The 23,649-nt window shown below is 54.3% G+C and carries 21 protein-coding genes and 4 tRNA genes; 6 read left to right on the plus strand and 19 right to left on the minus strand.

Going from position 1 to position 23,649, the window contains the following annotated elements:
• Window positions 1–72: 72 nt before the first annotated feature.
• Genes yigB through lptM form a run of 5 tightly spaced genes read right to left on the minus strand, consistent with a single transcriptional unit; the run spans window position 73 to window position 3,456 of the window.
• Complete coding sequence (yigB, locus tag ACS0RQ_RS26270; protein WP_271850799.1) at window positions 73–789, minus strand: 5-amino-6-(5-phospho-D-ribitylamino)uracil phosphatase YigB; 717 nt, start codon at window positions 787–789, stop codon at window positions 73–75.
• The gene (gene xerC, locus ACS0RQ_RS26275; RefSeq protein ID WP_271850798.1) at window positions 789–1,691 is read right to left on the minus strand and encodes a tyrosine recombinase XerC; all 903 of its coding nucleotides are present in this window, start codon (window positions 1,689–1,691) and stop codon (window positions 789–791) included. The genes yigB and xerC overlap by 1 nt, the downstream gene beginning before the upstream one ends.
• Entirely contained in the window at window positions 1,688–2,395 is a 708-nt protein-coding gene (locus ACS0RQ_RS26280) for a DUF484 domain-containing protein (protein WP_039077032.1), read from the minus strand. The genes xerC and ACS0RQ_RS26280 overlap by 4 nt, the downstream gene beginning before the upstream one ends.
• The gene (dapF, locus tag ACS0RQ_RS26285) at window positions 2,392–3,216 is read right to left on the minus strand and encodes a diaminopimelate epimerase (protein ID WP_271850821.1); all 825 of its coding nucleotides are present in this window, start codon (window positions 3,214–3,216) and stop codon (window positions 2,392–2,394) included. The genes ACS0RQ_RS26280 and dapF overlap by 4 nt, the downstream gene beginning before the upstream one ends.
• 36 nt (window positions 3,217–3,252) lie before the next feature.
• A complete protein-coding gene (gene lptM / locus ACS0RQ_RS26290) occupies window positions 3,253–3,456 on the minus strand; it encodes an LPS translocon maturation chaperone LptM (protein ID WP_039077030.1) in 204 nt (67 codons plus the stop codon).
• A 137-nt stretch (window positions 3,457–3,593) separates the two neighbouring features.
• Between lptM and cyaY the strand changes: the two genes are divergently transcribed.
• Window positions 3,594–3,917, plus strand: coding sequence for an iron donor protein CyaY (gene cyaY / locus ACS0RQ_RS26295; protein ID WP_039077029.1), 324 nt, complete (start codon window positions 3,594–3,596; stop codon window positions 3,915–3,917).
• An 80-nt stretch (window positions 3,918–3,997) separates the two neighbouring features.
• Here the strand turns inward: cyaY and cyaA are convergent, their stop codons facing one another.
• Window positions 3,998–6,541, minus strand: a complete 2,544-nt coding sequence (gene cyaA, locus ACS0RQ_RS26300) for a class I adenylate cyclase (protein ID WP_039077028.1) — start codon at window positions 6,539–6,541, stop codon at window positions 3,998–4,000.
• Window positions 6,542–6,852: 311 nt separating this feature from the next.
• Between cyaA and hemC the strand changes: the two genes are divergently transcribed.
• The 5 genes from hemC to ACS0RQ_RS26325 all read left to right on the plus strand — a co-directional run bounded on the left by hemC (window position 6,853) and on the right by ACS0RQ_RS26325 (window position 12,306).
• Window positions 6,853–7,794 carry a hydroxymethylbilane synthase gene (gene hemC, locus ACS0RQ_RS26305; protein ID WP_108702383.1) on the plus strand — a complete coding sequence of 314 codons (942 nt, stop codon included), beginning with the start codon at window positions 6,853–6,855 and terminating at the stop codon, window positions 7,792–7,794.
• A complete protein-coding gene (hemD, locus tag ACS0RQ_RS26310) occupies window positions 7,791–8,531 on the plus strand; it encodes a uroporphyrinogen-III synthase (RefSeq protein WP_271850797.1) in 741 nt (246 codons plus the stop codon). The genes hemC and hemD overlap by 4 nt, the downstream gene beginning before the upstream one ends.
• 21 nt (window positions 8,532–8,552) lie before the next feature.
• The gene (gene hemX, locus ACS0RQ_RS26315; protein ID WP_271850796.1) at window positions 8,553–9,710 is read left to right on the plus strand and encodes a uroporphyrinogen-III C-methyltransferase; all 1,158 of its coding nucleotides are present in this window, start codon (window positions 8,553–8,555) and stop codon (window positions 9,708–9,710) included.
• A 2-nt stretch (window positions 9,711–9,712) separates the two neighbouring features.
• A complete protein-coding gene (gene hemY, locus ACS0RQ_RS26320) occupies window positions 9,713–10,909 on the plus strand; it encodes a protoheme IX biogenesis protein HemY (protein ID WP_039077024.1) in 1,197 nt (398 codons plus the stop codon).
• Between the two features lie 185 nt (window positions 10,910–11,094).
• Window positions 11,095–12,306: an MFS transporter gene (locus ACS0RQ_RS26325; protein WP_271850795.1), complete on the plus strand. Its 1,212-nt coding sequence runs from the start codon at window positions 11,095–11,097 to the stop codon at window positions 12,304–12,306.
• Window positions 12,307–12,829: 523 nt separating this feature from the next.
• Here the strand turns inward: ACS0RQ_RS26325 and ACS0RQ_RS26330 are convergent.
• The 13 genes from ACS0RQ_RS26330 to wecB form a co-directional block, all read right to left on the minus strand.
• Window positions 12,830–12,906, minus strand: a tRNA-Pro gene (locus ACS0RQ_RS26330).
• A gap of 37 nt (window positions 12,907–12,943) precedes the next feature.
• Window positions 12,944–13,029 (minus strand) — tRNA-Leu (locus ACS0RQ_RS26335).
• A 28-nt stretch (window positions 13,030–13,057) separates the two neighbouring features.
• Window positions 13,058–13,133: transfer RNA gene (locus ACS0RQ_RS26340), tRNA-His, on the minus strand.
• Between the two features lie 69 nt (window positions 13,134–13,202).
• A tRNA-Arg gene (locus ACS0RQ_RS26345) sits at window positions 13,203–13,279 on the minus strand.
• 102 nt (window positions 13,280–13,381) lie between these two features.
• Window positions 13,382–14,767 carry a bifunctional threonine/serine APC transporter ThrP gene (thrP, locus tag ACS0RQ_RS26350; RefSeq protein ID WP_271850794.1) on the minus strand — a complete coding sequence of 462 codons (1,386 nt, stop codon included), beginning with the start codon at window positions 14,765–14,767 and terminating at the stop codon, window positions 13,382–13,384.
• Between the two features lie 233 nt (window positions 14,768–15,000).
• Window positions 15,001–15,741 (minus strand): lipopolysaccharide N-acetylmannosaminouronosyltransferase, encoded by a 741-nt coding sequence (gene wecG, locus ACS0RQ_RS26355; RefSeq protein ID WP_039077021.1) that lies wholly within the window; start codon window positions 15,739–15,741, stop codon window positions 15,001–15,003.
• Between the two features lie 12 nt (window positions 15,742–15,753).
• Window positions 15,754–17,094 carry an ECA oligosaccharide polymerase gene (gene wzyE / locus ACS0RQ_RS26360; RefSeq protein WP_039077020.1) on the minus strand — a complete coding sequence of 447 codons (1,341 nt, stop codon included), beginning with the start codon at window positions 17,092–17,094 and terminating at the stop codon, window positions 15,754–15,756.
• Window positions 17,094–18,170, minus strand: coding sequence for a TDP-N-acetylfucosamine:lipid II N-acetylfucosaminyltransferase (locus ACS0RQ_RS26365; RefSeq protein ID WP_271850793.1), 1,077 nt, complete (start codon window positions 18,168–18,170; stop codon window positions 17,094–17,096). The genes wzyE and ACS0RQ_RS26365 overlap by 1 nt, the downstream gene beginning before the upstream one ends.
• Window positions 18,167–19,417, minus strand: a complete 1,251-nt coding sequence (gene wzxE / locus ACS0RQ_RS26370) for a lipid III flippase WzxE (protein ID WP_271850792.1) — start codon at window positions 19,415–19,417, stop codon at window positions 18,167–18,169. The genes ACS0RQ_RS26365 and wzxE overlap by 4 nt, the downstream gene beginning before the upstream one ends.
• A gap of 1 nt (window position 19,418) precedes the next feature.
• On the minus strand, window positions 19,419–20,549 hold the full coding sequence (rffA, locus tag ACS0RQ_RS26375; protein WP_039077017.1) for a dTDP-4-amino-4,6-dideoxygalactose transaminase: 1,131 nt from the start codon (window positions 20,547–20,549) through the stop codon (window positions 19,419–19,421).
• Between the two features lie 4 nt (window positions 20,550–20,553).
• Complete coding sequence (gene rffC / locus ACS0RQ_RS26380; RefSeq protein ID WP_271850791.1) at window positions 20,554–21,231, minus strand: dTDP-4-amino-4,6-dideoxy-D-galactose acyltransferase; 678 nt, start codon at window positions 21,229–21,231, stop codon at window positions 20,554–20,556.
• Between the two features lie 11 nt (window positions 21,232–21,242).
• A complete protein-coding gene (gene wecC, locus ACS0RQ_RS26385; protein WP_271850790.1) occupies window positions 21,243–22,505 on the minus strand; it encodes a UDP-N-acetyl-D-mannosamine dehydrogenase in 1,263 nt (420 codons plus the stop codon).
• Entirely contained in the window at window positions 22,502–23,632 is a 1,131-nt protein-coding gene (gene wecB / locus ACS0RQ_RS26390) for a non-hydrolyzing UDP-N-acetylglucosamine 2-epimerase (protein WP_334633867.1), read from the minus strand. Before wecB ends, wecC begins: the two co-directional genes overlap by 4 nt.
• Window positions 23,633–23,649: the final 17 nt, after the last annotated feature.

The following is a 23,649-nucleotide window of genomic DNA, read 5'->3' on the forward strand; positions in this document are numbered from 1 at the left end:
GCCGCCAAGGCACCTGTAGACCGAAGGATGAAGCGTAACAACCCCTGGGAATTTATACAGAACTTGTGGTGATTATATCAGCGTGGTGAGGGATGCCAACCGCGAAATCTCCAGATGTGGCAGCAATCGGCTATCAGAAGCCGTCAGCAGGTCTGCCCCTTCCGGTTTGATCCAGCAGGCCTGCATACCACAGCGAATGGCACCGGCGACATCTGTCGTCAGGTCATCACCGACGTGCAGAATTTCACCCAACGGAATGTTCAGACGTTCAGCCGCAAGGTGGTACATATCATTAAACGGCTTCGCACGCCCGTCAGGGCCAGCGCGCAGCACAAATTCAAAGTAATCGTCCAGGCCGAATAACGCTGGCTGCGCATTGCCGTTAGTGATCGCCACTAGCGGCCATTTTTCAGCGAGCTTTGCCAGGGTTTCGTGGGTCTCTTGCGGCACATCAACACGGCTGCGCCATTTCGCGAAGTGCTGCATTGCCGCTTGCGCCCCTTCTGCCGCTTCATCAACGGTTAACCCGGCATCCAGCATGGCGCGTTCGACCGCACGACGACGCCATTCGGTCACATCGTGGTAGATCTCCGGTTCCGCGAGCAACAACGACTGGCGAATGCGTTTCAAATCCGTGTTTTCCAGCGCATTCAGCGAGGGGTGATATTGTTGCACAAACAGCAGGGATTCCTGTTCAGTGCGCAGAATAACCGGGCGGTTATCGTAAAGGGTATCGTCGAGATCAAAAGTGATGGCAGAGATGAGGCCCACAGGCCGGTAAAATCGCATTATTTCCCCCGTTTGGCGCGTGGATGCGCTGCGTCATACACTGAGGCAAGGTATTGAAAATCAAGATGGGTATAGATTTGTGTGGTGGAAAGGTTAGCATGCCCCAACAGTTCCTGCACGCCGCGCAGATCGCCGCTGGACTCCAGCATATGGGTGGCAAAGGAGTGACGCAGTTTATGCGGGTGCACGTGACTGTTCAGCCCCTGTTTGATTCCCCACTCAGCAAAGCGTTTTTGCACATTGCGTGCGGAAATACGTTTCCCCAATTTCGAGAGAAACAGCGCCTCTTCTTCGCTGCCAAATAACCCGCGTAAATCCAGCCAGTGTTCAATCCAGATGACCGCATTACGCCCGACAGGTAAACGGCGCTCTTTGCTGCCTTTCCCCATCACCCAGACCTCACCACTTTCCAAATCAAGGTGTTTGATATCCAGCCCCACCAGTTCGGATAAACGCAGCCCGGCACCGTACATTACCTCCAGCATCGCCCTGTCGCGTACCGCCAGCGGATCGTTAAGATCGATATCCAGCAGACGGTTTACGTCGTCCACGTCGATATTTTTTGGCAAGTGACGCGGCGTTTTCGGAGCGGAAATACCCTTCGCGGGGTTGGCCGGAAGCTCGCCCTGACTCACCAGCCAGTCAAAGAAGCTGCGTAAAGCCGAAAGGCGTAGCGCCAGACTGGCGGCTCCCAGTCCTTTGCGGCGACTGCGTACGGCAAAAGCCCGTACCGCGGCGGCGTCACATTGTTGCCAGCGCTGCAGGCCGATTTCCCCGGCAAGCGCAATGATGGCATCAAGCTGACGCTGATAATTGAGAAGCGTGATGGGGCTTAACTGACGCTCCACGCCCAGATAGCGCAGAAAACGCGTGACGGCCAGATGCAGAGGCGAATCGGTCATACGCGCTCGATCCAGCGCTCCAGCAGGTCCGGTAACATTATGGCGATCTCTTCCAGCAGTTGCGTGCCCTGGCCATGCTGGTAGTGATGCGGGTCGCGACTACTGAACAGCACCACGCCCAAATCGGCGTCTGGCCCCATCATTGTTACCGCCACAGAACCGATCGCTTTCGCTTCCGGCAAAAGTAAGAGTAACTCCGGTCCGTTCAGTGAACCGAGATAGTGCTGCTGTTGACCCAGACGCTGAATACGCAGTGGCTCAAAAGCCTGGCGTGAGAGCGCAAGGTGGGTAAAACCGGACGGCGCGCCAAGACGCCAGCGGTCCGGGAACAGGCGGACGGTAGCGCCTGCCAGCCCCAAATCTCTGGCCCACCGCTGGAAGCGATTCAACATTTCCTCAAGGCTTTTGGCCGATGCCAGTTTGCCCTGCAGACGCAACAGGCGATAGAACAGACCTTCATTGGCGCTGGCCTGCTCCATCAGCAACGTCATGTTCTCTTCCAGCACGTTGATATGGTTACGTGCCCGCACCATGTGCCACTCGACTAACGAAATCGAACCGCGTACGGGATGAGGAACACGAATAGCTTCAACAGCGTGTGCATTACGGATAAAAAACTCAGGATTACGCAACAGATAATCGACGACAGCGTGGTCATCCAGTTCCATAAACGTTTCCTGCAGTTCTTCCCCTGGTTGCTTCATAGATGAATAAATCCGTCATAGACATGTGCCGCCGGGCCAGTCATAAACAACGGTTGGCCCGGTCCTTTCCATGCGATATCCAGCCGACCGCCTGGGAGTTCCACACGTACTTCTTCTGCCAGCAAACCTTGCTGGATGCCGACCGCGACCGCCGCGCAAGCGCCGCTTCCGCAGGCCTGCGTTTCGCCCGCGCCGCGTTCATACACGCGCAGTCGGATGTAATCGCGTTTGACCACTTGCATGAAACCAATATTGGCGCGCTCAGGAAAGCGTTCGTGGCTCTCCATTACCGGCCCCAGCGTTTCAACCGGAGCGGTATCGACATCATCGACCTGGATAACACAGTGCGGATTGCCCATTGAGACAACGCCGCACAATATTGTTTGTTCCGCCGCACGCATAATATAGGTCTTTTCCGCTTTGTTCGCCCGGAACGGAACCTGCGATGGCTCGAAGTTGGGTTCGCCCATGTTCACGCGCACCAGCTCATCATCCGTTACGGTTAATACCATGCGGCCATTCGCGGTGCTGACGCGAATGTCACGTTTATTGGTCAACCCTTTTAAGCGCACAAAACGGGCAAAACAACGTGCGCCATTTCCGCACTGGGAGACTTCGCTGCCGTCAGCATTAAAGATGCGATAGTGGAAATCGAGTTCGGGATCGTAGGGGGGTTCGACCACCAGCAGTTGATCGAACCCCACTCCGAGATGCCTGTCAGCCATACGACGGATCAGATCAGGGGAAAAAAAGACATTCTGCGTTACCGCGTCGACGACCATAAAATCGTTGCCAAGGCCATGCATTTTAGAGAACTGCATCATCTACTCCATATACGCGGATACAGCACGGGAACGTTAGTAATTCACCTGCGTTGGGCCACCATTATCGCCACGATCGTTACGATCCGGGGTCGTTGTCTGAATGGCGCTTTCGGTTTTTTTGGTTGGCGGCGGCGCATTTTTGTCAGCCGGCGGAAAATAGAGCGGCCCTTTCAGACCACAGCCCGTCAGGCTAAATAAGGTTAATAATACAGCCAGGGTTCGACACACGTCTTTCATTGTAGGTTGCCTGTTGGTTCATTCTTTCTGCTTTCTATCATCGCAGGAGAAGACACAAAAGCAAGAGTTTGCACTCACCCTGCAGCGGGAAATGTTTCGCGTTATACTGCCGCCATCACGTAAAACGGGAAACGACAATGAACGACAGTGAATTTCATCGCCTTGCTGACACTCTTTGGATGACCATTGAAGAGCGTCTGGACGACTGGGACGGCGACAGCGATATCGACTGCGAAATTAACGGCGGCATATTGACTATCACCTTTGAAAACGGCAGCAAAATCATCATTAACCGCCAGGAACCCCTGCATCAGGTGTGGCTGGCGGCCAAACAAGGCGGTTACCATTTCGATCTGAAAGGTGACGAGTGGGTTTGCGACCGTTCAGGCGAAACCTTCTGGGATCTGCTGGAACAGGCGGCGACGCAACAGGCTGGTGAAGAGGTAAGTTTTCGCGGCTAACATCTAACCCCGGATAAGGCATTGCGCCGCATCCGGGAGTCCCGGGTACGCTGCGCTTACCCGGGCGACCCACTAAAACATCAGGAGAAGTACTGCTGCAAGAGCGGTGCGTCGTTATCCTGATTAGCAGACGCAACGGGCGTGATAGCCTGATTGCGGAACGGAATCACCTGCGCCCGGCCATCCACATTCACGATTTGATAGAACTGCGGCAGGTTAAAGTTGATAAAGCTTGAGCCGTAGGTAAAGCGGTCGTGCGAAGACGAATAGAAGCGGCTAACATCGCGCACCAGCTCCTCTTTGCTGCCTTCGCAGTGGTGATAGACTTCCGCGCGGTTGCTTTCATCCAGAATATAGATATTGAAACCGTCATCGCCGGTCTCTTCAAAGAAGAATTGAATAATCCCTTCGCTGGCAAACCCATCCACCACCTGCGGCAGTTTGACGTGGTTCGTTTCGACCTGAACCGACAGCCCGTGCAGTTTGTTATGAGAAATCGCGCCATAAAACTCAATCGCGTTTTCCAGTTTCTGCACCGATACATTCAGGCGCTCGAAGAAAAGCCCCCAGGTCTGTCCGGCCACGCGTAACGCTTTAAAGCGCCCCGTTTCCTGGCGGGTACTGGACAGGCGCAGCTCAATACATTCAGAAACCAGTTGCTGCACGCGGGTACGGATCAAGCCGCGCAGATGCTGGCTATAACAGAATACTTCAACGCTATCCGGCGGCGCGGCATCCTGATGCATTTTGCCCAGAATGGTTTTCAGCGCTTCAATCATCGCCTGCTCGCCGTTGAAATGCAGGGTACGCACTTCATTCCAGGAGTTGCGATAAAGCAGGTCTACGCTGCCAACCAGACAGTTTTGCTGCTCACCGAAGCTGAACACATCAAGCTTACGGAAATCGAAATGCACGACCTGGTTACGGAATGCCGCAGTCGGGTCATATTCCAGGTTCACGATAATCGCCAGATGGCGAATTTCGCACGGGCTGTACAACGCTTTTGGCGTTGGCGCAGGCAGACGCAGCGGGAAGTGATGGGACACATTCGCCACCATCTCCTGCAGCTTTGCCAAATCGACAATGCCATTACCTTTAATAAACAGGCGAGTACGCGACGTCAGCAAACCATTGAACCACGCCCACGCCACCAGTTTGTTCAGGTAACGGTTATATTCCAGCGGCTGGTGACTAACAATAGAGTCCATGTTTGGGGCGCGGTTGTACAGATACCAACCCGTACGATTCGCACGGCCCGGCGGCACATGGATAAAGGTTAAATTAGGCTCGGAGAGATCCGGAGAAATCTGCGGATTCACCAGGGTGACTTTACCCGGCAACGCTTCGAAAGCGGCATATAACTTACGGGTCAGCACACCGATGTCCTGCGGACTGGCGGAGACGCTCAGATTATTGCGGCGCGCAAAGCGAATCAGGTTACGGTAACTCTGCATCATGGCATCGAGCAGCTCGTTATGCGCTTCACGCACCTGGTCGATTTTCCAGTTTGCCCGGTTATCGAGCATGGTGAGACGCGCTTCGTCCCACCCCCACTCTTTCACTAGCTGACTGACCACTTCACGCCGCCAGCCCACACAGGCACGCTCACGGCTCAGTTTCTCGCACACTTTTAAATAGAAACATCGACGCACAAGATCAAGACGCGTGAAATCTTCAATCGCGGTCAGATAATGGGTGACGCGCTCCAGCATCATGCAGTAATGATCCAGACCGAACGAAACGATTTCGCCGTCGTGCAGACGCTGTTTAATGTCTTTCGCCAACAGGCGGGTGTTCGGATACTCCCAGGAATAGGCTTCCAGTAGCAGGGTTTTCAGCACTGCTTTATAGGGGGAGTCGATACTTTTATAGAGCTGCCACAGGCTGGCACCGAAGTACTCTTCGGCGGAAAGGGAGCTCAGGCCGCCGAGGTCCAGCCATTCATTTGGCGTCAGTACGCCCTGTGCATAGAGCGTCATGACGTAATCGTCATAGTGCTCTTCTTCATCGCCCGGCACCATATTCCACAGAATACGCTTACCGGCCAGACGCACAGCGGTACGATAGAATTCATCGAGCAACAAAATATGCTGCGTCGAGCCACAGTCTTCACCACCCAGACTGCCGCTTTCATTATGGCGGAAACGGTTTTCATCAATTAAGAAGAAGCTGACTTCCACACCCAGCGATGCGGCCCAGCTCTCAAGCAGGCTGCATTTACGCTGCAACAATTGGCGCTCTTCGTTATCGAGCCACGACTGGTGGCAAACCCAGATATCCAGGTCAGAAGAGCAGCTTTGTCCTACCGATGAAGTACTGCCCATGGAGTAGACGCCGGTTATCGGCAACTCGCCTTTTGGCGATTCCTGCGGGGGCATTCCACGGTAGAGCTCAAGCTCGTTGAGGTAGTGGCGTTGGGTTTCATCAGGCGTGTAGAGGCAAATGCCTTTTGGAACGCTACCTTCGAGGTAGCCCGGCATCAACGGATGATGGTAGTGCAAAAGCGTGGGCAGCAGACTGTAGACCTGCTGGAAAGCAGGGCCCATGGCCGCTAGCGCGCGATCCACACGCAATTGATTGATGGCATCCAGCCTCTGCTTCAGAGTCTCAATATAGAGGTACAAGACGTATCGCCTGATGTTTACAGAAAGTCCAAAATCGCCGTCACCTTTTTTCGCCCTTGTCTTTGTGGTGGTACAGACGAAAAAATGGTCTAAAACGTGATCAATTTAACACCTTGCTGATTGACCGTAAAGAAAGATGCGCTACATACCAGTTTAGCACCATTTACAATGTGTAAATTCCCAATTACGGCTGAGGGTGTGTCTCGTTTTGACGAGACCGTGCTCGCCTCACCTATGCAATCACCACGAACACTGACACCCTAAGACAAGAATGTTAGGATGGTCGATGGATGATAATGACGGTAACAAGCATGTTAGACAATGTTCTGAGAATTGCCACACGGCAAAGTCCCCTTGCACTTTGGCAGGCACAATATGTTAAGCAGCGTCTTGAGGCACTCCACCCGGGCCTGACGGTCGAACTGGTGCCTATGGTCACGCGTGGCGATGTCATTCTGGACACACCGCTGGCGAAAGTCGGCGGTAAGGGCCTGTTTGTGAAGGAACTTGAGCTGGCATTGCTTGAAAATCGCGCCGATATCGCCGTGCACTCTATGAAAGATGTCCCCGTCGAGTTCCCGGAAGGGTTGGGTCTGGTGACGATTTGTGAGCGTGAAGATCCGCGCGATGCCTTTGTCTCTAATCACTACAGCGACATCGACGCGCTGCCTGCGGGAAGCGTAGTTGGCACATCAAGTTTACGTCGGCAGTGTCAGTTGGCGGCACGCCGCCCCGATCTGGTGATCCGCTCTTTACGTGGCAACGTCGGTACCCGTCTGTCGAAACTCGATAGCGGTGATTATGACGCCATCATCCTGGCGGTGGCAGGCCTGAAACGTCTGGGGCTCGAATCGCGAATTCGCGTCGCGCTGCCAGCAGAGCTTTCGCTCCCGGCAGTGGGTCAGGGGGCGGTGGGCATTGAGTGCCGTCTTGCAGACGAACGCACCCGTTTGCTGCTCGCCCCGCTTAACCATCACGAAACCGCCGTGCGGGTTTCCGCAGAGCGTGCCATGAATACCCGTCTCGAAGGCGGCTGCCAGGTACCAATTGGCAGCTATGCTGAATTACATGATGGTGAACTGTGGCTGCGTGCGCTGGTTGGCGCGCCGGACGGTTCGAAAATGGTCCAGGGCGAGCGCCGGGGTCATCCGGACGAAGCCGTCCAGTTAGGTATCTCACTTGCCGAGGAACTGCTGGATAACGGCGCACGTGAAATTTTGGCTGACGTCTACAACGGAGATGCGCCCGCATGAATATCCTTGTCACCCGCCCCTCCCCGTCAGGGGAAATGTTAGTGAGCCGACTGCGCGCACTGGGACAGGTGGCATGGAGCTTTCCGTTGATTGAGTTCACCCCAGGCAGGGAACTCAACACGCTGCCCGAACGTCTGTCGGCGCTGGGCCAAGACGATATGGTTTTTGCCTTATCACAGCATGCCGTGACATTTGCCCACGCGCATTTACAGCAAACCCACGCTCACTGGCCTTTACAGCCACGCTACTTTGCCATTGGTCGCACAACCGCGCTGGCGTTACATACTGCCAGCGGTATTGAGGTTCGCTATCCACTGGACCAGGAAATCAGCGAAGTCCTACTACAATTGCCTGAATTACAAAACATTCAGGGCAAACGTGCGCTAATCTTACGGGGAAACGGCGGACGTGAGTTATTAGGTGAAACGCTGGTGGCTCGCGGCGCTCAGGTTGAGTTTTGCGAATGTTATCAACGCTGTGGGAAGTTGTATGACGGGGCACAAGAGGCCATGCGCTGGCATACGCGCGGTGTCGATACGATAGTGGTCACCAGCGGTGAGATGCTGCAACAGCTTTTTACGCTTATTCCGCTCTGGTATCGCGAAAATTGGTTACTACGCTGTCGGCTGTTGGTCGTCAGCGAGCGTCTGGCGAACCTCGCCCGGGAACTGGGCTGGCAAGATATTCAGGTCGCTGAAAACGCAGACAACGATGCGCTGCTTCGCGCATTACAATAACACTCATAATGGGAAGCCATAATGACGGAACAACAACACTCCTCTGCCGTGGTTGAAGAAACCAAGCAGGCTGATGGCTACACGCCGCCGCCGAAAAACGCCGAGAAGAACAACCGCGCGGGCAAGACAAGTCTTGCACTTAGCGTGATTGCTATTGCAATTGCGCTGGCAGCAGGCGTCGGTCTTTATGGCTGGGTAAAGCAGCAAACTACCGTACTGCGCGCAACGAATGATGAGCTGGCCAACCAGGTCATTGCGATGCAGCAAGCGCAGGACAAACAAAAAGCCGGGCTGGAAGGCGTTATTAAACAGCAGGCCACGCAGCTTGATGAGGCCAAACGTCAGCAAGACGCGCTCGCCAGGCAGTTAAATGAGGTTCAGCAAAAAGTCGCCACTATTTCCGGCACCGATGCGAAAACCTGGCTACTGGCGCAGGCTGATTTCCTGGTCAAACTGGCCGGGCGTAAGCTGTGGAGCGATCAGGATGTCACCACCGCCGCGGCGCTGCTGAAAAGCGCCGATGCCAGCCTGGCGGACATGAACGATCCCAGCCTTATCACTGCGCGCCGCGCCATTACTGATGATGTCGCCAGCCTCTCTGCGATTTCTCAGGTGGATTATGATGGCATCATCCTGAAAGTGAACCAACTCTCGAACCAGATTGATAATCTGCGTCTGGCGGATAACAACGACGACGATTCCCCGATGGATTCAGACAGCAGTGAGCTGTCGAGTTCCCTTAGCGAATGGCGCGTGAATCTGCAAAAAAGCTGGCAGAACTTTATGGACAGCTTCATCACGATTCGCCGTCGCGATGAAACCGCAGTGCCATTGCTGGCACCGAACCAGGACATCTATCTGCGCGAAAATATCCGCTCAAGGCTGTTAGTTGCGGCACAGGCCGTACCTCGCCATCAGGAAGAGACCTACAAGCAGGCGCTGGATAATGTCTCTACCTGGATTCGCGCCTATTACGATACGGATGATTCCGCCACCAAAGCGTTTCTTGAGGAAATTGACAAGCTCGAGCAGCAGTCCATCGCCATGGCGGTCCCTGAGTCGCTGAAAAGCCAGCCGATTCTGGAGAAACTGATGCAGACCCGTGTGCGTAATCTTCTGGCGCAGCCTGGCGTTGCCCCGGATCCGAATGCGCCTGCTCAAGCGCCGCAGGGAGAATAATCATGCTGAAAGTATTATTACTCTTTGCGCTGTTGATTGCCGGGATCGTGTTAGGTCCGATGATCGCCGGCCATCAGGGCTATGTGCTGATCCAGACTGACACTTACAACATTGAAACCAGCGTCACTGGCCTGGTCATCATTCTGGTACTGGCGCTGGTGGTGCTTTTTGCCCTCGAATGGCTGTTACGCCGTATTTTCCGCACCGGCGCTCATACGCGTGGCTGGTTCGTTGGCCGTAAACGTCGCCGCGCCCGCAAACAGACGGAACTGGCGCTCATCAAGCTGGCAGAAGGCGATTATCAGCAGGTTGAGAAGTTGATGGCGAAAAACGCCGATCATGCGCAACAACCCGTGGTGAACTACTTACTGGCGGCCGAAGCGGCACAGCAACGTGGCGATGAAGTGCGTGCGAATCAGCACCTTGAGCGTGCCGCAGAGCTGTCGGAAAACGATCCGATCCCGGTCGAAATTACCCGTGTACGTCTGCAACTGGCACGCAATGAAAATCATGCCGCGCGCCATGGCGTTGACCGACTACTGGAAATTACCCCGCGTCATCCAGAAGTGTTGCGTCTGGCAGAACAGGCTTACATCCGCACCGGCGCATGGAGTTCACTGCTGGACATCATTCCGTCGATGGCAAAAGCAAACGTCGGAGATGAGGCGCATCGCGAAGCACTCCAGCAACAAGCCTGGATTGGGCTAATGGATCAGGCGCGTGCCGATCTGGGAAGCGAGGGTCTACGAAGCTGGTGGAAAAACCAGAGTCGCAAAACCCGTCATCAAATCCCCTTGCAGGTGGCAATGGCAGAACACCTTATCGAATGTGACGATCACGATACTGCCCAGGCGATCCTCCTGGATGGGCTGAAACGACAGTATGACGACCGCCTGGTTCTGGTGATCCCGCGCCTGAAAACCAATAATCCTGAGCAGGTAGAAAAAGTCCTGCGCCAGCAAATCAAAACGCAGGGCGACCGCCCGATGCTCTGGAGTACGCTGGGGCAATCACTGATGAAACACGGCGAGTGGAAAGAGGCCTGCCTGGCGTTTCGTGCCGCGCTGAAACAACGCCCGGATGCATTCGATTACGCCTGGCTTGCTGACTGCCTCGACCGGCTGCACCAGCCGGAAGAAGCCGCCGAGATGCGTCGTGATGGTCTGCTGCTCACGTTGCAGAATAACCCCCCTTCGTGATCCTCTGTCGGGGCCGCAAGGCCCCGATTTTTTGCCTGGCTGACATTTCTGAATATCCTGTGCTACAGTTTTCCCGTCTCAGTTAACGGAACGTCTCTGCCAATGTAACGATCTTCCCGAGTTAACCCCTTTCAATCGATGCAGCGCTTGCTGCAGGAAATAACTCGTTTTGGGAAATCGTTACCATGAACACCCTATTATTCGCGCTCGTGCGCGCGCTGCGCACGCACCGCTGGCTGCGGCGGCTGCTCTGCGCATTTGTCTTATCTTCAGTGGGTAATGGCCTGACCCAGGTACTGGTCTTCGGTCAGCTCTTACGCTGGCATGCCTCACCTTCAACGCTCACCCTCGCCTACCTGTTGGCAACGCTACCGGGCTTTGTGGGCAGCCTGGCGGGAGAAAAGCTCTGTCGACGTTTGTCGCCCCTGTCTCTTTTAATTATCACAGAGCTGTTGGGTATGGTCGCCCTCGCCCTTCCTCTGTTCGGGCTCATGTATCACAGTATCCCCGCTTTGCTGATGGTTCAGTCGGCAGAGGCGTTGCTGGGCGGGATGTTCTGGCCTGCGCTGGCGTTGGTATTCAAGCGCGGCCTTACGCATGATGAATTGCCTGCGGCCACAGGGATGGAGAGCGTTATTTTTGCCTCTCAGGTATTGCTGGGAACGGGGGTGGGCGTGCTGTTGTTCGACCATGTTGCCCCGCTAATATTGCTGAGCATTGATGCACTGAGTTTTCTGGCGTCGGTGGCTCTGCTCATGCTGACACGGGCACATTATCGTGCCCATGACATGAGCAATCGCAATAACGGCAAACCGTTATCGACTATTGCATGGCCTTCACTGACCGCCGCACAAAAGCGCAGCCTGCTGATCCTGCCTGCCCTTGCCGCGGTTGGTTCACCAGCCATGGCGCTCTTGCCCGCACTGGCGCAACAGATACATCCGGACGACGCTACCGGGCTGGCATTACCGCTACTGTTCGCCCGTAGCCTGGGACAGCTTTGTGGCCCGCTGCTGCTGAATGGTGAAAAGTTGCCGCACTATGCCCGTCGCAATCGCCTGTTAGTGCTGTGTCTGGCCATTTTCCTTGGCGCATACGGCCTGCTGCCGCTGCTCTCAGAGGAGAAGAGCGCGGCATTGGGGCTTATTTTTATCGCCCATCTGGCCTCGAATGTGGTGTTTGCTGTCGGTACGTTTAGTCTGCTTGCCGGGTTTAGCGGAGATGAGATCCCGGCAGCCAGCGCAAAAGCGTGGCGCTGGCAAACATTAACCGCCACTCTGATGACCACCATTGCGGCCTGGCTTGCCAGCGAATGGGGCGCCGCGCAGGCGCTCTACAGCGTATCACTGAGCGCATTGCTTTTGATGAGTGTGGTGATGGCACGCTACCGGGAATAAGGCATAAAAAAACGCCTGCTCGAAAGCAGGCGTTAAAACAGGTCTGTTTGACAACATAAATGGGTGCTTCACTCAACGTAGTGTCCATGGTGTTTGATGAGGCCGAAGCGACATCTGTCAGTGGACGATAAGCACCGTAAACGGCTCTGCATCATTCCGGAGTTTATGAGGCCAGAAGGCGAACATAAGAGGTGGAAGGAGCATCTACACGTATATTATTGCACATAGTGTGCCAGGTTCGCATTAGCAAAACAGCACGCTTAAGTGCTTTTCAGATAACAGGAAAACCGGGCTCTGCGGCGGCAATCGGCCCAATTTAGTTACGGTGCCAGACGCTTTATTGTCGCCCACAGGAGACAGCTACAATGTCAGACAGCCTACCCCTTATAAATCATGGAATTAGATGTCACCAATTGACGACAAAGGTAGGTTGGGTTGTCGCTGATACGCAACACCGTAAAATGAGAGGTTTTTAGAATGCAAAAAACAAAAAACCCCGCTTTATTCAAGCGGGGTTCAAAAGTGGTCGGCGAGAGAGGATTCGAACCTCCGACCCACTGGTCCCAAACCAGTTGCGCTACCAAGCTGCGCTACTCGCCGATGTACTGCTTTTTGAATTTTTGTTCAATCTAAGTTGTGGTGCGAGGGGGGGGACTCGAACCCCCACATCCTAAGGACACTAACACCTGAAGCTAGCGCGTCTACCAATTCCGCCACCTTCGCATTCCACGAAACTTTTACTACTAAATAATGGGGTGGCTAATGGGACTCGAACCCACGACAACTGGAATCACAATCCAGGGCTCTACCAACTGAGCTATAGCCACCACTACAAATCTTTTCACGCGGCCCTGTGATTTCACAGGCCACCGCAGCTCATCAAGCACCGGGTTAAATGGTGCGCCCGACAGGATTCGAACCTGAGACCTCTGCCTCCGGAGGGCAGCGCTCTATCCAGCTGAGCTACGGGCGCTTAGCGCCGTTGCGGGGGTGGATAATACGGACTTCCCCCCCCTCTGTCTAGTGCCTTTTTAAATAAAATGCGCGTTTGGTTATGCTTTGCGCATTTTGCTGATTATTCCCCCACTCGCTGCGTCACAGCGTGGCGGTTTAAACCCAGCACCTTATAAATAACGCTCACTGCTGCCATGAAGATGATACCCACAAACAGTGACATACGGGTGTCTTCATTGAAGGCCATACCAATCAGCACGCACACCAGGAAAGCCATGGTCGCGTAGTTGGCCCACGGGAACAGCACGGAGCGGAACGGATGGCTGGCAATCGCCTGACGATGCGCATGGCGGAATCGTAGTTGGCTAATCAAAATCACAAACCACGGCACCATACCCGGTAGTACGCTGGCGCTATAAACATAGACAAACACGCGCTGCGGGTTAGGAATGATGTAGTTCAGGCACGAGCCAATCAGCAGGATGATGATAGAAATGGTCACGCCAGCAACGGGAACGCCGTTTTTCGAGACTTTCGCCACACCCGCCGGTAGCTGACGGTTTTTCGCCAGTGCATAGAGCATGCGCCCACAGCTGTACATACCGCTGTTACAGCCAGACAGTGCAGCCGTCAGCACAACAAAGTTGATGATACCTGCCGCTGCGGTAATGCCGATCCTGGCGAAAGTCAGAACAAACGGGCTACCGTTAGTGCCGATCTCATTCCACGGGAAGATAGTCACGATAACGAAAATCGCGCCCACATAAAAAATCAGGATACGCCACAGCACTTTGCTTACCGCGCTGCGCAGCGTCACTTGCGGGTTTTTCGCTTCACCGGCGGTGATACCGATAAGCTCTACGCCCTGGTAAGACGCCACAACGATACACAGCGCCGTCAGGAACCCCTTCCAGCCGCCTGCAAAGAAGCCGCCGTGCTCAGTCAGATTGCTAAACCCAATCGCGTGGCCGCCATTACCAAAACCAAAGAAGATAACGCCCAGCCCCACGATAATCATCACGATGATGGTGGTGACCTTGATCATTGCGAACCAGAATTCGATTTCACCATACAGACGTACCGCCGCCAGGTTCGCGACTGCAACCAGCCCAACGGCAATCAGCGCGGGTATCCACTGCGCCAGGTCCGGGAACCAAAACTGCACATAGACGCCGATGGCCGTAATTTCCGAGATACCAACCGCCATCCACATAAACCAGTAGGACCAGGCGGTAAGATATCCAAAGAAGGGACTCATATAGCGGTGCGCATAAACGGCGAATGAACCGGTAACGGGTTCCAGGAAGAGCATTTCGCCCATTGAGCGCATGATGAAGAAGACAAAAAGCCCGGCGATAATGTACGCCAGTAGCACGGAAGGACCGGCCCATTTCAGGGTGCTTGCGGCCCCCATAAAGAGCCCCACACCTATCGTGCCGCCCAGGGCAATCAATTCAATGTGACGAGACTCCAGGCCGCGCTGGAGCTCGGGTTTGTTTTCAGCCATATAACCTCTGTCGTGTTTGCAACTTTCCCGCTGTGCGGGTTGTTTTTATGAGAATAACGTGCGTCAAAGCCATCCCGGAGGCGATAACCGCGCAAAATATACTGGGATGATGCATTGAGTGAGCGAATGGTTTCTTAAAATGATGAAAATGGCAAATGATGTGTAAAAAAAATCTGGGTATCGCACAATAAAAAAGCGAATGCCCCATATCAACGGGGCATGGCAGGAGAAAATTACAGATTTCCGCGGTAATGCCAGGACAAGTAACGCAGCAGACGTAGCTGTCGGGTGACGCGGCTCGGCTGCGAAAGCAGGCGATACAGCCACTCAAGCCCCAGTCGTTGCCAGATGCCCGGCGCTCGTTTTACATAACCGGTAAAGACGTCATAGGTACCGCCGACGCCCATATAGAGGGCGTGAGCGTAGACTTCGCGGCAGTCACGCATCAGTATCTCCTGGCGCGGTGAGCCCATCGCGACGGTCACGATTTTCGCTCCGCTCGCACGAATCCGCTCAAACAGCGCCTGCCTGTCTTCGGCACGGAAATAACCGTCCTGGCTGCCAACGATATTGACCTGCCACTGTTTACGCAGCTTATCTTCCGTTTGCTCCAGCACTTCTGGCTTTCCGCCCAACAAAAATACCGGCGTCCCTTCGCGCCCCGCTCTTTCCATCAGCGCTTCCCAGAGATCGGCCCCCGCAACACGCTCAACGCGTGCCTGCGGAAATTTCTTCCGGATCGATCGCACCACGCTAATACCATCGGCATATTTGAATTCAGCCGCCTCAATCAGCGACCTCACCTGCGGGTTGTCCTCAATAGTGAGCATTTTCTCAGCGTTGATGGCGACCAGGGTTCCTTCCTTAAGTGCGCCACCGGCATATAAATAGTCCAGTGCATGTTGCATATCACGCCAGCCAATCAATTTCAGCCCACGTAGCTCATACACCGGAGCCACTGTGTTGTCAGTCATTCGTATCCTTAGTCAGACCCGCGACAAAGAGGTGCCGCGCTTGTTAATCAACCCGGCACTATCAAACAGCCAGTACAACAGTTTCGCCGTCAGCAGGCAGGCGCCAAAGATGACGAGGAAAAAGACCACTCGAGAAGCAAATGCGTCCAGCCCTTCACGCGCCAGCACGATCATGTTGAAGATGGCACCAAAACAGAAACTGTGCAAAATGGCGGCCTTGTAGCGGTTGGTCTCCCGATTGCCAAGGGTATATAACCAGTCAAACCACTTGATAATCAGCCCAACCACTACCGCACCCAACGGAATAAACCAGACACCGCCCATTACCACCAGTGAGCCAATCAGGGTGGGGGAAATCGCCAGACCCGAGTGGTTATTCAACACTTCCCACGTAAAATAGTTCGCCGAATTCAACACAATGCCAGGACGTGAAGGCCACAGCCAGGTGGGAATAAAGACATAGAAATCACGAACGATTGGAGCTAACCCCTGGAAATCGATCTTGTCGTAATTTTGCAGCAGCAACGACAGATTTTCCCAGGGCGAGAAGGTATCGCGGGTGAGATACAAGAAGGTGTAAAACGCCTCATCACCGCTGACATTGAGCCCGTAGCGTTTAAGCGCCAGCCAGAACATGCCGACAATGCCCATTACCCCTGCCGCTGCCAGCATCCACAGCGAAATCCAGCCACGGATAATCCCGATAAACAAGAAGATGGCGAACGCGATGATAATGTTCGCGCGCGTCCCGCCGACAATCATATAGGTCAGCAGGCCAAACGCCACGGTACTGACCAGGAAGAACAGCCACGCCCGCCCATCCTGACGCAGGAAATAGACCACCAGCATGGCGGGGATAAAGAAATAGAAGAACCGCTTGAGCGCGACACCAGAGACTTCACTGGAAAAAATCTGACTATAGGAATGCAGACGGAACAGCAAAAAGCCGTTATGCATGAAAAAGATACCCACACTCACCAGCGCAAGAATCATCAGCATCGCGCAGGTTAAATGCGTCTCCACCCGATTGACGGTAAACAGAGGACGGCGTTCATCCACACGGGATGATGCACGCAACCGTGTTTTATACGTCACATAGTACACACCATAAAAACAGGCCGCAGCCAGCAACGACTGTAGCATAACGCCAGGCGGTGCCACGCCAACATCGAAGCGAAACACCAGGATGCTGGTCAATGGAAAACCGAAGAAAAACGTTAGCAAAAACAGCAATGAAAAAAAGACATTGAAATTAAAGCGCACGCGGCGGAACTCAAACCACGTCAGCGTGGCGATAAACAGCGTCGCCAGCAGCCAGATGATCAGCAACCCACTGAATTCAAGCGGACTCATCACGCCTCCCCTGCGGCAATGCACAGTGCCTGATGCCAGGGTGCAATAAAGTTCGGACTAAAGAAAGTGATGGTATCTTTGTCGACCGCCAGCAACTGACGTTGCGCTTCACGAATGATCGCTTCATTGAGCAGATCATCGGTAAACAGCACTGGAACGCCTTCTTCCACCATATCCCGCCAGAACGGGTTCTTGCGGTTGAGCACACAGGGCACACCCGCCTGAATCAATAGACACAGCGTACCGATACCTTGCTGGCGCGCGAAGATGAAATAACCCAGGTCGCACTGGCTCAACAGTGTCAGGTAATCATCAAACGCCATCTTCTCGTTCAGGATACGCAAATTGTCCGGGCTAAACAGTGCCAGCCCGGCCTGACGAACCAGCTCAATGTAGACTTCGTTATTTGCCGGGTAGCCCATGGGCACAATGATATTTACCGTATCGCCAAACTGCCGATGAATCGCTTTTAAGGCGGCGATATGTTCATTGCTGGGATCGCCGGAATTCCCCACCAACAGCGTCAGCTTGCCCTCGCGCTGCATTTCATAGCCCAGCGTGTTGAGTGCCGGGTCCATACGCGTTGGGAAGTACAGCAACTCACCGCGTATATCCGGGTGCCGGTCTGCAAACCAGGCCAGATCGCCACGAGTCGCGAAGATAGTGCCGACTCTTCCCTGCGCCAGACGCCGCAACGGGTAAAACAGGCGGAATTTCAGGCTACGGGAGACCTCATACAGATCGGCGCCCCAGGCATGCCAGTGAAATTGCGAGCGCTTAATCGCCCCGCGTAGCAGTGCCAGCCAGATACCGGTATTGAATTGACCGTGAAAAAAGAAACGTTGCTGCCTGTCGGCCTGCGCTTTGGCAATAACGGCCTTCGCCAGCTCCTGCTTACTGCCATAAAAATGCAAATGCAGGTTCGGGTAAGCGTCACTCATGCCGTCGTCCTTTCCGGCGAGCATAAATTCACGGGCATGGATGCCCGTTGCCGCGAGATGTTCATTAAAGAAACGCAGCACGGTGTGATTATGATGAGGGATATCCGATCCCAGTACGTGTATGAGTGCCGTCATGCCCGTCTACGCCAGAGTAAAAACACGCCACAACAGAGGGCGAAATAAATTATGTAGGTTGCCATATAGGCCTGCGCCGCTCCTGCCGCACCGTGGGTCGGGATCAGGAGACGGGAAAAAAGCGTCAGCAAAGCAAACTGACTCACTTCCGCCAGAATATAAAAGCGCAGCGAGGCTTTCGCGATAACCAGATAACCAAAAACGTAAGCGCCCACTTTCAATACGTCCCCAACCAGTTGCCAGGCAAACAGGTCACGCATCGCCGTAAATTTGTCAGAAAACAGCAGCCAGATAGCCACGTCGCGCAGCAACCAGACACAGAAACTCACGGCCGCCACCGCAGGCAACACAAAGCGCAGCGATTTCACGATCTCGCGGGTGATGTCCTGTTTTGTGGCGAGCCTCGAGAGAGTAGGAAGCAGATACACGCTAAACGAGGCGGTAATAAATTGTAGATAAGCATCGGAGATACTGCTTACCCCTTGCCAGATTCCCACGTCGTCCCAGCTGTAATGGGCAGCCAGCAAATTTCGCATCATCACATAGGCCAGCGGGATCGTGACAGACGTGATAAGTGCCATCAGAGTGAATTTGCTGAGTTGCCCGGCCAGCCCGTTATCCCAACGTGGGCGAAAATAGCTTAATGGAACGTGGCTGCGGCGCATTAGCAACAACATCGCCGGGAAGACCACTAGCGCAGGCACCAACGCCATACCAAGCAATGCTCCCTGATACTCACCCAGCTTATAGCAAAGATACCAGGCGGCCACCCCCACCACGCTACCAATAATCAGTGACAGCGCGTTACCCGCCGCATCGCGAAAGCCTTTCATCACCGCCAGCAGCAGGTTCGCCCAGGCAATTCCCATTTGCACCAGCGCCACCAGCCGCACCAGCCCCTGGTAATCACCATGACCAAACAAGCCGCGACTGATCGGCGCCGCCGCCAGTAAAAAGATCAGCGCCAGCAGCATTGAGAAGCCCAGCACCATGGCAGAAGACGTGCCGACGACCTCACGTAATCGCGTGGGGTCATCATGGTGTTGAGAGACAAATTTCGTCACGCCATTAAAGATACCTGCGCCTGCAAGCACGCCGAGCACAATGATCAACTGACGAAAGTTACCCGCCTGCCCAACCCCGGAGGGGCCATAGGCCAGCGCCAGCAGTTTAACCACCAGTAGCCCGGCGCCAATCTTGAGGAGAGTACTTGCCGCCGTCCAGACAGAAGCTTTTGCCAGCGACATGTTAGCGGAAATAGCTCAGTAACGTGTTAATCACGGTACGCTGGTTAACAGGGGCGAGATTGTAGAACAGAGGCAGACGAAGCAAACGCTCACTTTCCTGCGTCGTATAACGATCCTCACCGTGGAACTCACCAAATTTCGCCCCGGCAGGTGATGCGTGCAGCGGAATATAATGGAACACAGAGAGAATCTCGGCCTCTTTCAGGAAGGCGATGAGCTTGCTGCGATCTTCTTCGTCACGCAGCTTGATATAAAACATATGGGCGTTATGCCCGCACTCTTCGGGAATCGACGGCAGCGTAATACGCCCGGCGCGTGCCAGCGGCGACAAGGCATCGAAATAGGTTTGCCACAGGGATAAACGCTGCTGATTGATACGATCTGCTGCTTCAAGCTGCGCCCATAGATAGGCCGCCTGCAAATCCGCCATCAGATAGCTCGAACCGATATCGCGCCAGGTGTATTTATCCACCTGCCCACGGAAGAACTGACTGCGGTTGGTCCCTTTTTCGCGGATGACTTCCGCGCGTTCAACCAGCGCGCGGTCGTTAATCAGCGTCGCGCCGCCCTCACCGCCCGCGGTGTAGTTTTTGGTTTCATGGAAGCTAAAGCAGCCAATGTGCCCGATAGTGCCCAACGCCCGACCTTTATAGGTGGACATCACACCCTGCGCGGCATCTTCCACCACAAACAGATCATGCCGTTTGGCAATCGCCATAATGGTGTCCATTTCACAGGCCACACCGGCATAGTGAACCGGCACAATGGCGCGGGTATTTTCCGTGATGGCCTCTTCAATGCGAGTTTCGTCGATATTCAGCGTATCCGGGCGGATATCCACAAATACGATTTTCGCGCCACGCAGTACAAAAGCGTTAGCGGTAGAAACAAAGGTGTAGCTTGGCATGATCACTTCATCGCCAGGCTGAATATCCAGCAGCAGCGCCGCCATCTCCAGCGATGCCGTACAGGAGGGGGTCAGTAGCACTTTCGGGCTATGGAAACGCTGTTCCATCCACTGCTGACAGCGACGGGTAAAACCACCGTCACCGCAAAGTTTGCCGCTGCCCATCGCCGACTGCATGTAGTCGAGTTCCGTTCCCACCACAGGAGGTGCATTAAAAGGGATCATAGAGTCACCTGTATAACCAGTAGGCGGTGCTTTCCATTATCGCACCGCTGCGAGTGTAGCGTCTGATAGCCGCAAGATTGCCCATCTGCGTCGCCACACGGATTGTCTTAAGTTGCCGCTGTTGCGCCCAATAACAGGCCGCCTGCATCAATTTTTCCCCCGCGCCACGCCCGCCCAGTAAACCGATCCTGGCTTCCTGTTCATTGAGTTGACGCAGGGAGACAAAAGCCTCGATATCGCCATTTGCTCCGCGAAACAGCAGGCATTGATGGTCAAATACGCCTTTCACCGCGTTTTCAATCCACTGCGCGTAAAAACGCCCACTGGCCTCCTCAGGGTACCAGGGCGCGCGAAAGCGGCTCTGACTGAACATATTTTCCGCCATCTGACGTAACGGTGCGATATCACCGGCTACCGCCGTCTGCGCCTGCGGATTAACAGCCTGTAGCGGAACCGATAATGCGAAATCCGCTTCGCCTTCGACCAGACGAAAGCCAAAATGTTGCAGAGCATCAAGCTGTTGCGTATTGGATGCGGAAATTTTCGCCTGTAGGCGCGGCCAGCCGTCGAACGCAGAAACATCAAGCGCCGGCGCATCCTCCTGCAAACGCACGATGGCGCTGCGCAGGCCAAAGAATTCACTCTCCCATGCCAGTTCGTCAATGTTGCCGTGTAGTGTCATGGGAGGTAACCTCAGCGCCATACGCCTTTGGTATCAACAATGTATTGCTGGCGCACATTGTCACCCGCGATGGCTTTGAACTCTTTGTGATCGACCAGCATAACCAGTACATCAGCCTGCGCCATTGCGTCCTCAAGACTGACCAGAGTACTTTGGCCTGCCAGACGCGGCGGCAACTGATGAATGTTCGGCTCTACCACCAGCGTTTCACCGCTATGCCACTCGGCAATGCTGTGGGCAATTTCCATCGCCGGGCTTTCACGCAGGTCGTCAATATTGGGTTTAAATGCCAGACCGAAACAGGCAATTTTGATGTCGCTGGCACGCTTATCGCTTGCGGCCAGGCAATCGGCGACGGTTGCTTTAACCTGGTTCAATACCCAGTGTGGTTTGCTATCGTTCACTTCACGCGCGGTACGAATCAAGCGGGCCTGCTGTGGGTTCTGCGCCACAATAAACCACGGATCGACGGCAATACAGTGACCGCCTACGCCAGGGCCAGGCTGCAGAATATTCACGCGAGGGTGGCGATTAGCCAGGCGAATCAGTTCCCAGACATTGATGCCCTGGTCGGCACAAATGAGCGACAATTCATTGGCAAACGCGATGTTCACGTCGCGGAAGCTATTTTCCGTCAATTTGCACATTTCAGCGGTGCGGGAGTTCGTCACCACACACTCGCCTTCGAGGAAAATGTTATACAGCTCGCTGGCGCGTGCCGAGCATACGGGCGTCATACCGCCAATGACCCGGTCATTCTTGATAAGCTCAACCATGACCTGGCCGGGCAGAACGCGCTCCGGGCAATAGGCAATGTTGATATCAGCCTGCTCTCCCACCTGCTGTGGGAAAGTTAAGTCCGGACGAGCAGCGGCCAGCCACTCTGCCATTTGCTCCGTCGCGCCCACCGGCGATGTCGATTCAAGAATAACCAGCGAGCCTTTTTTCAGCACAGGCGCAATGGATTTTGCCGCCGTTTCGACAAAAGTCATATCCGGCTCGTGTTGGCCTTTAAAAGGGGTGGGAACGGCAATTAAATAGGCATCCGCTGCCACCGGCGTCGTGCTGGCGCGCAGCCAGCCGCCTTCAACGGCGGTTTTGACGACCATGTCCAGTTCAGGCTCAACAATATGAATCTTCCCGCGATTAATGGTCTCCACGGCATGGGGATTAACATCAATCCCTACTACCTCTTTTTGCCGTGAGGCGAAAGCCGCCGCAGTTGGCAGTCCAATATAGCCAAGGCCAATGACGGAAATCGTTTTGAAACTCATAATGTTACCCGATTGTTTTTTAGTGCATGCAAAATTCGACCACAGGCCTGCCCGTCTCCGTACGGATTGTGCGCATGGCTCATGGCCTGCCAGGCATCATTGTCATAAAGCAGGCGTGATACTTCCTCAACGATACGCTGGCTGTCGGTGCCAATTAACCTGACGGTCCCGGCTTCAATGGCTTCCGGGCGTTCGGTGGTGTCACGCATCACCAGAACGGGTTTACCCAGCGAAGGGGCTTCTTCCTGAATCCCACCGGAATCGGTGAGAATCAGCCAGGCGCGATTCATTAACCACAGGAAGGGTAAGTAGTCTTGCGGCTCTATCAGCGTGACATTTTCCACATGACCGAGGATACGGTTCACGGGTTCGCTGACATTGGGATTAAGGTGTACCGGATAAACAATCTGCACATCGTCATGCTGTGAAGCAATTTCCGCCAGCGCATGACAAATATGCTCAAAGCCGAGACCAAAACTCTCACGACGGTGCCCGGTAACCAGAATCAGTTTTTTATTGCCGTCGAGGAAGGGATAACGTGATGCCAGTTCTTCCTCAAGCGAAGGGTTGTTCAGGACGCTATCCCGCACCCAAAACAGCGCATCAATAACGGTATTGCCGGTAACAAAAATATGTTTATCCGCAACGTTTTCCCGCAGCAAGTTATGGCGGGAGTTTTCCGTCGGCGCGAAATGATACAGCGCCAGATGACCAGTTAACGTGCGATTGGCCTCTTCCGGCCACGGCGATGACAGATCCCCCGTACGCAACCCTGCTTCCACATGCCCGACAGGAATGCGCTGATAAAACGCAGCCAGACTTGCAGCGATAGTGGTTGTCGTGTCGCCGTGAACCAATACGACATCAGGACGGAAAGATTCCAGGATAGGTTTAAGCCCTTCCAGAATACGACAAGTAATTTCTGTCAGTCCCTGCCCGGGCTGCATAATATTCAGGTCGTAATCCGGAACGATAGAAAAAAGTTTCAATACCTGATCGAGCATTTCCCGATGCTGCGCAGTGACGCATACCTTTGCGTCGAAATCAGGGTCCCTTGCCAGCGCGTGTACCAGAGGCGCCATCTTAATGGCTTCCGGTCGTGTGCCAAATACGGTCAGTACTTTCACAACGATTCTCTTCGATT

The sequence above is a fragment of the Phytobacter diazotrophicus genome (genome assembly GCF_052061655.1).
In the GTDB taxonomy this organism is placed as follows: domain Bacteria; phylum Pseudomonadota; class Gammaproteobacteria; order Enterobacterales; family Enterobacteriaceae; genus Phytobacter; species Phytobacter diazotrophicus.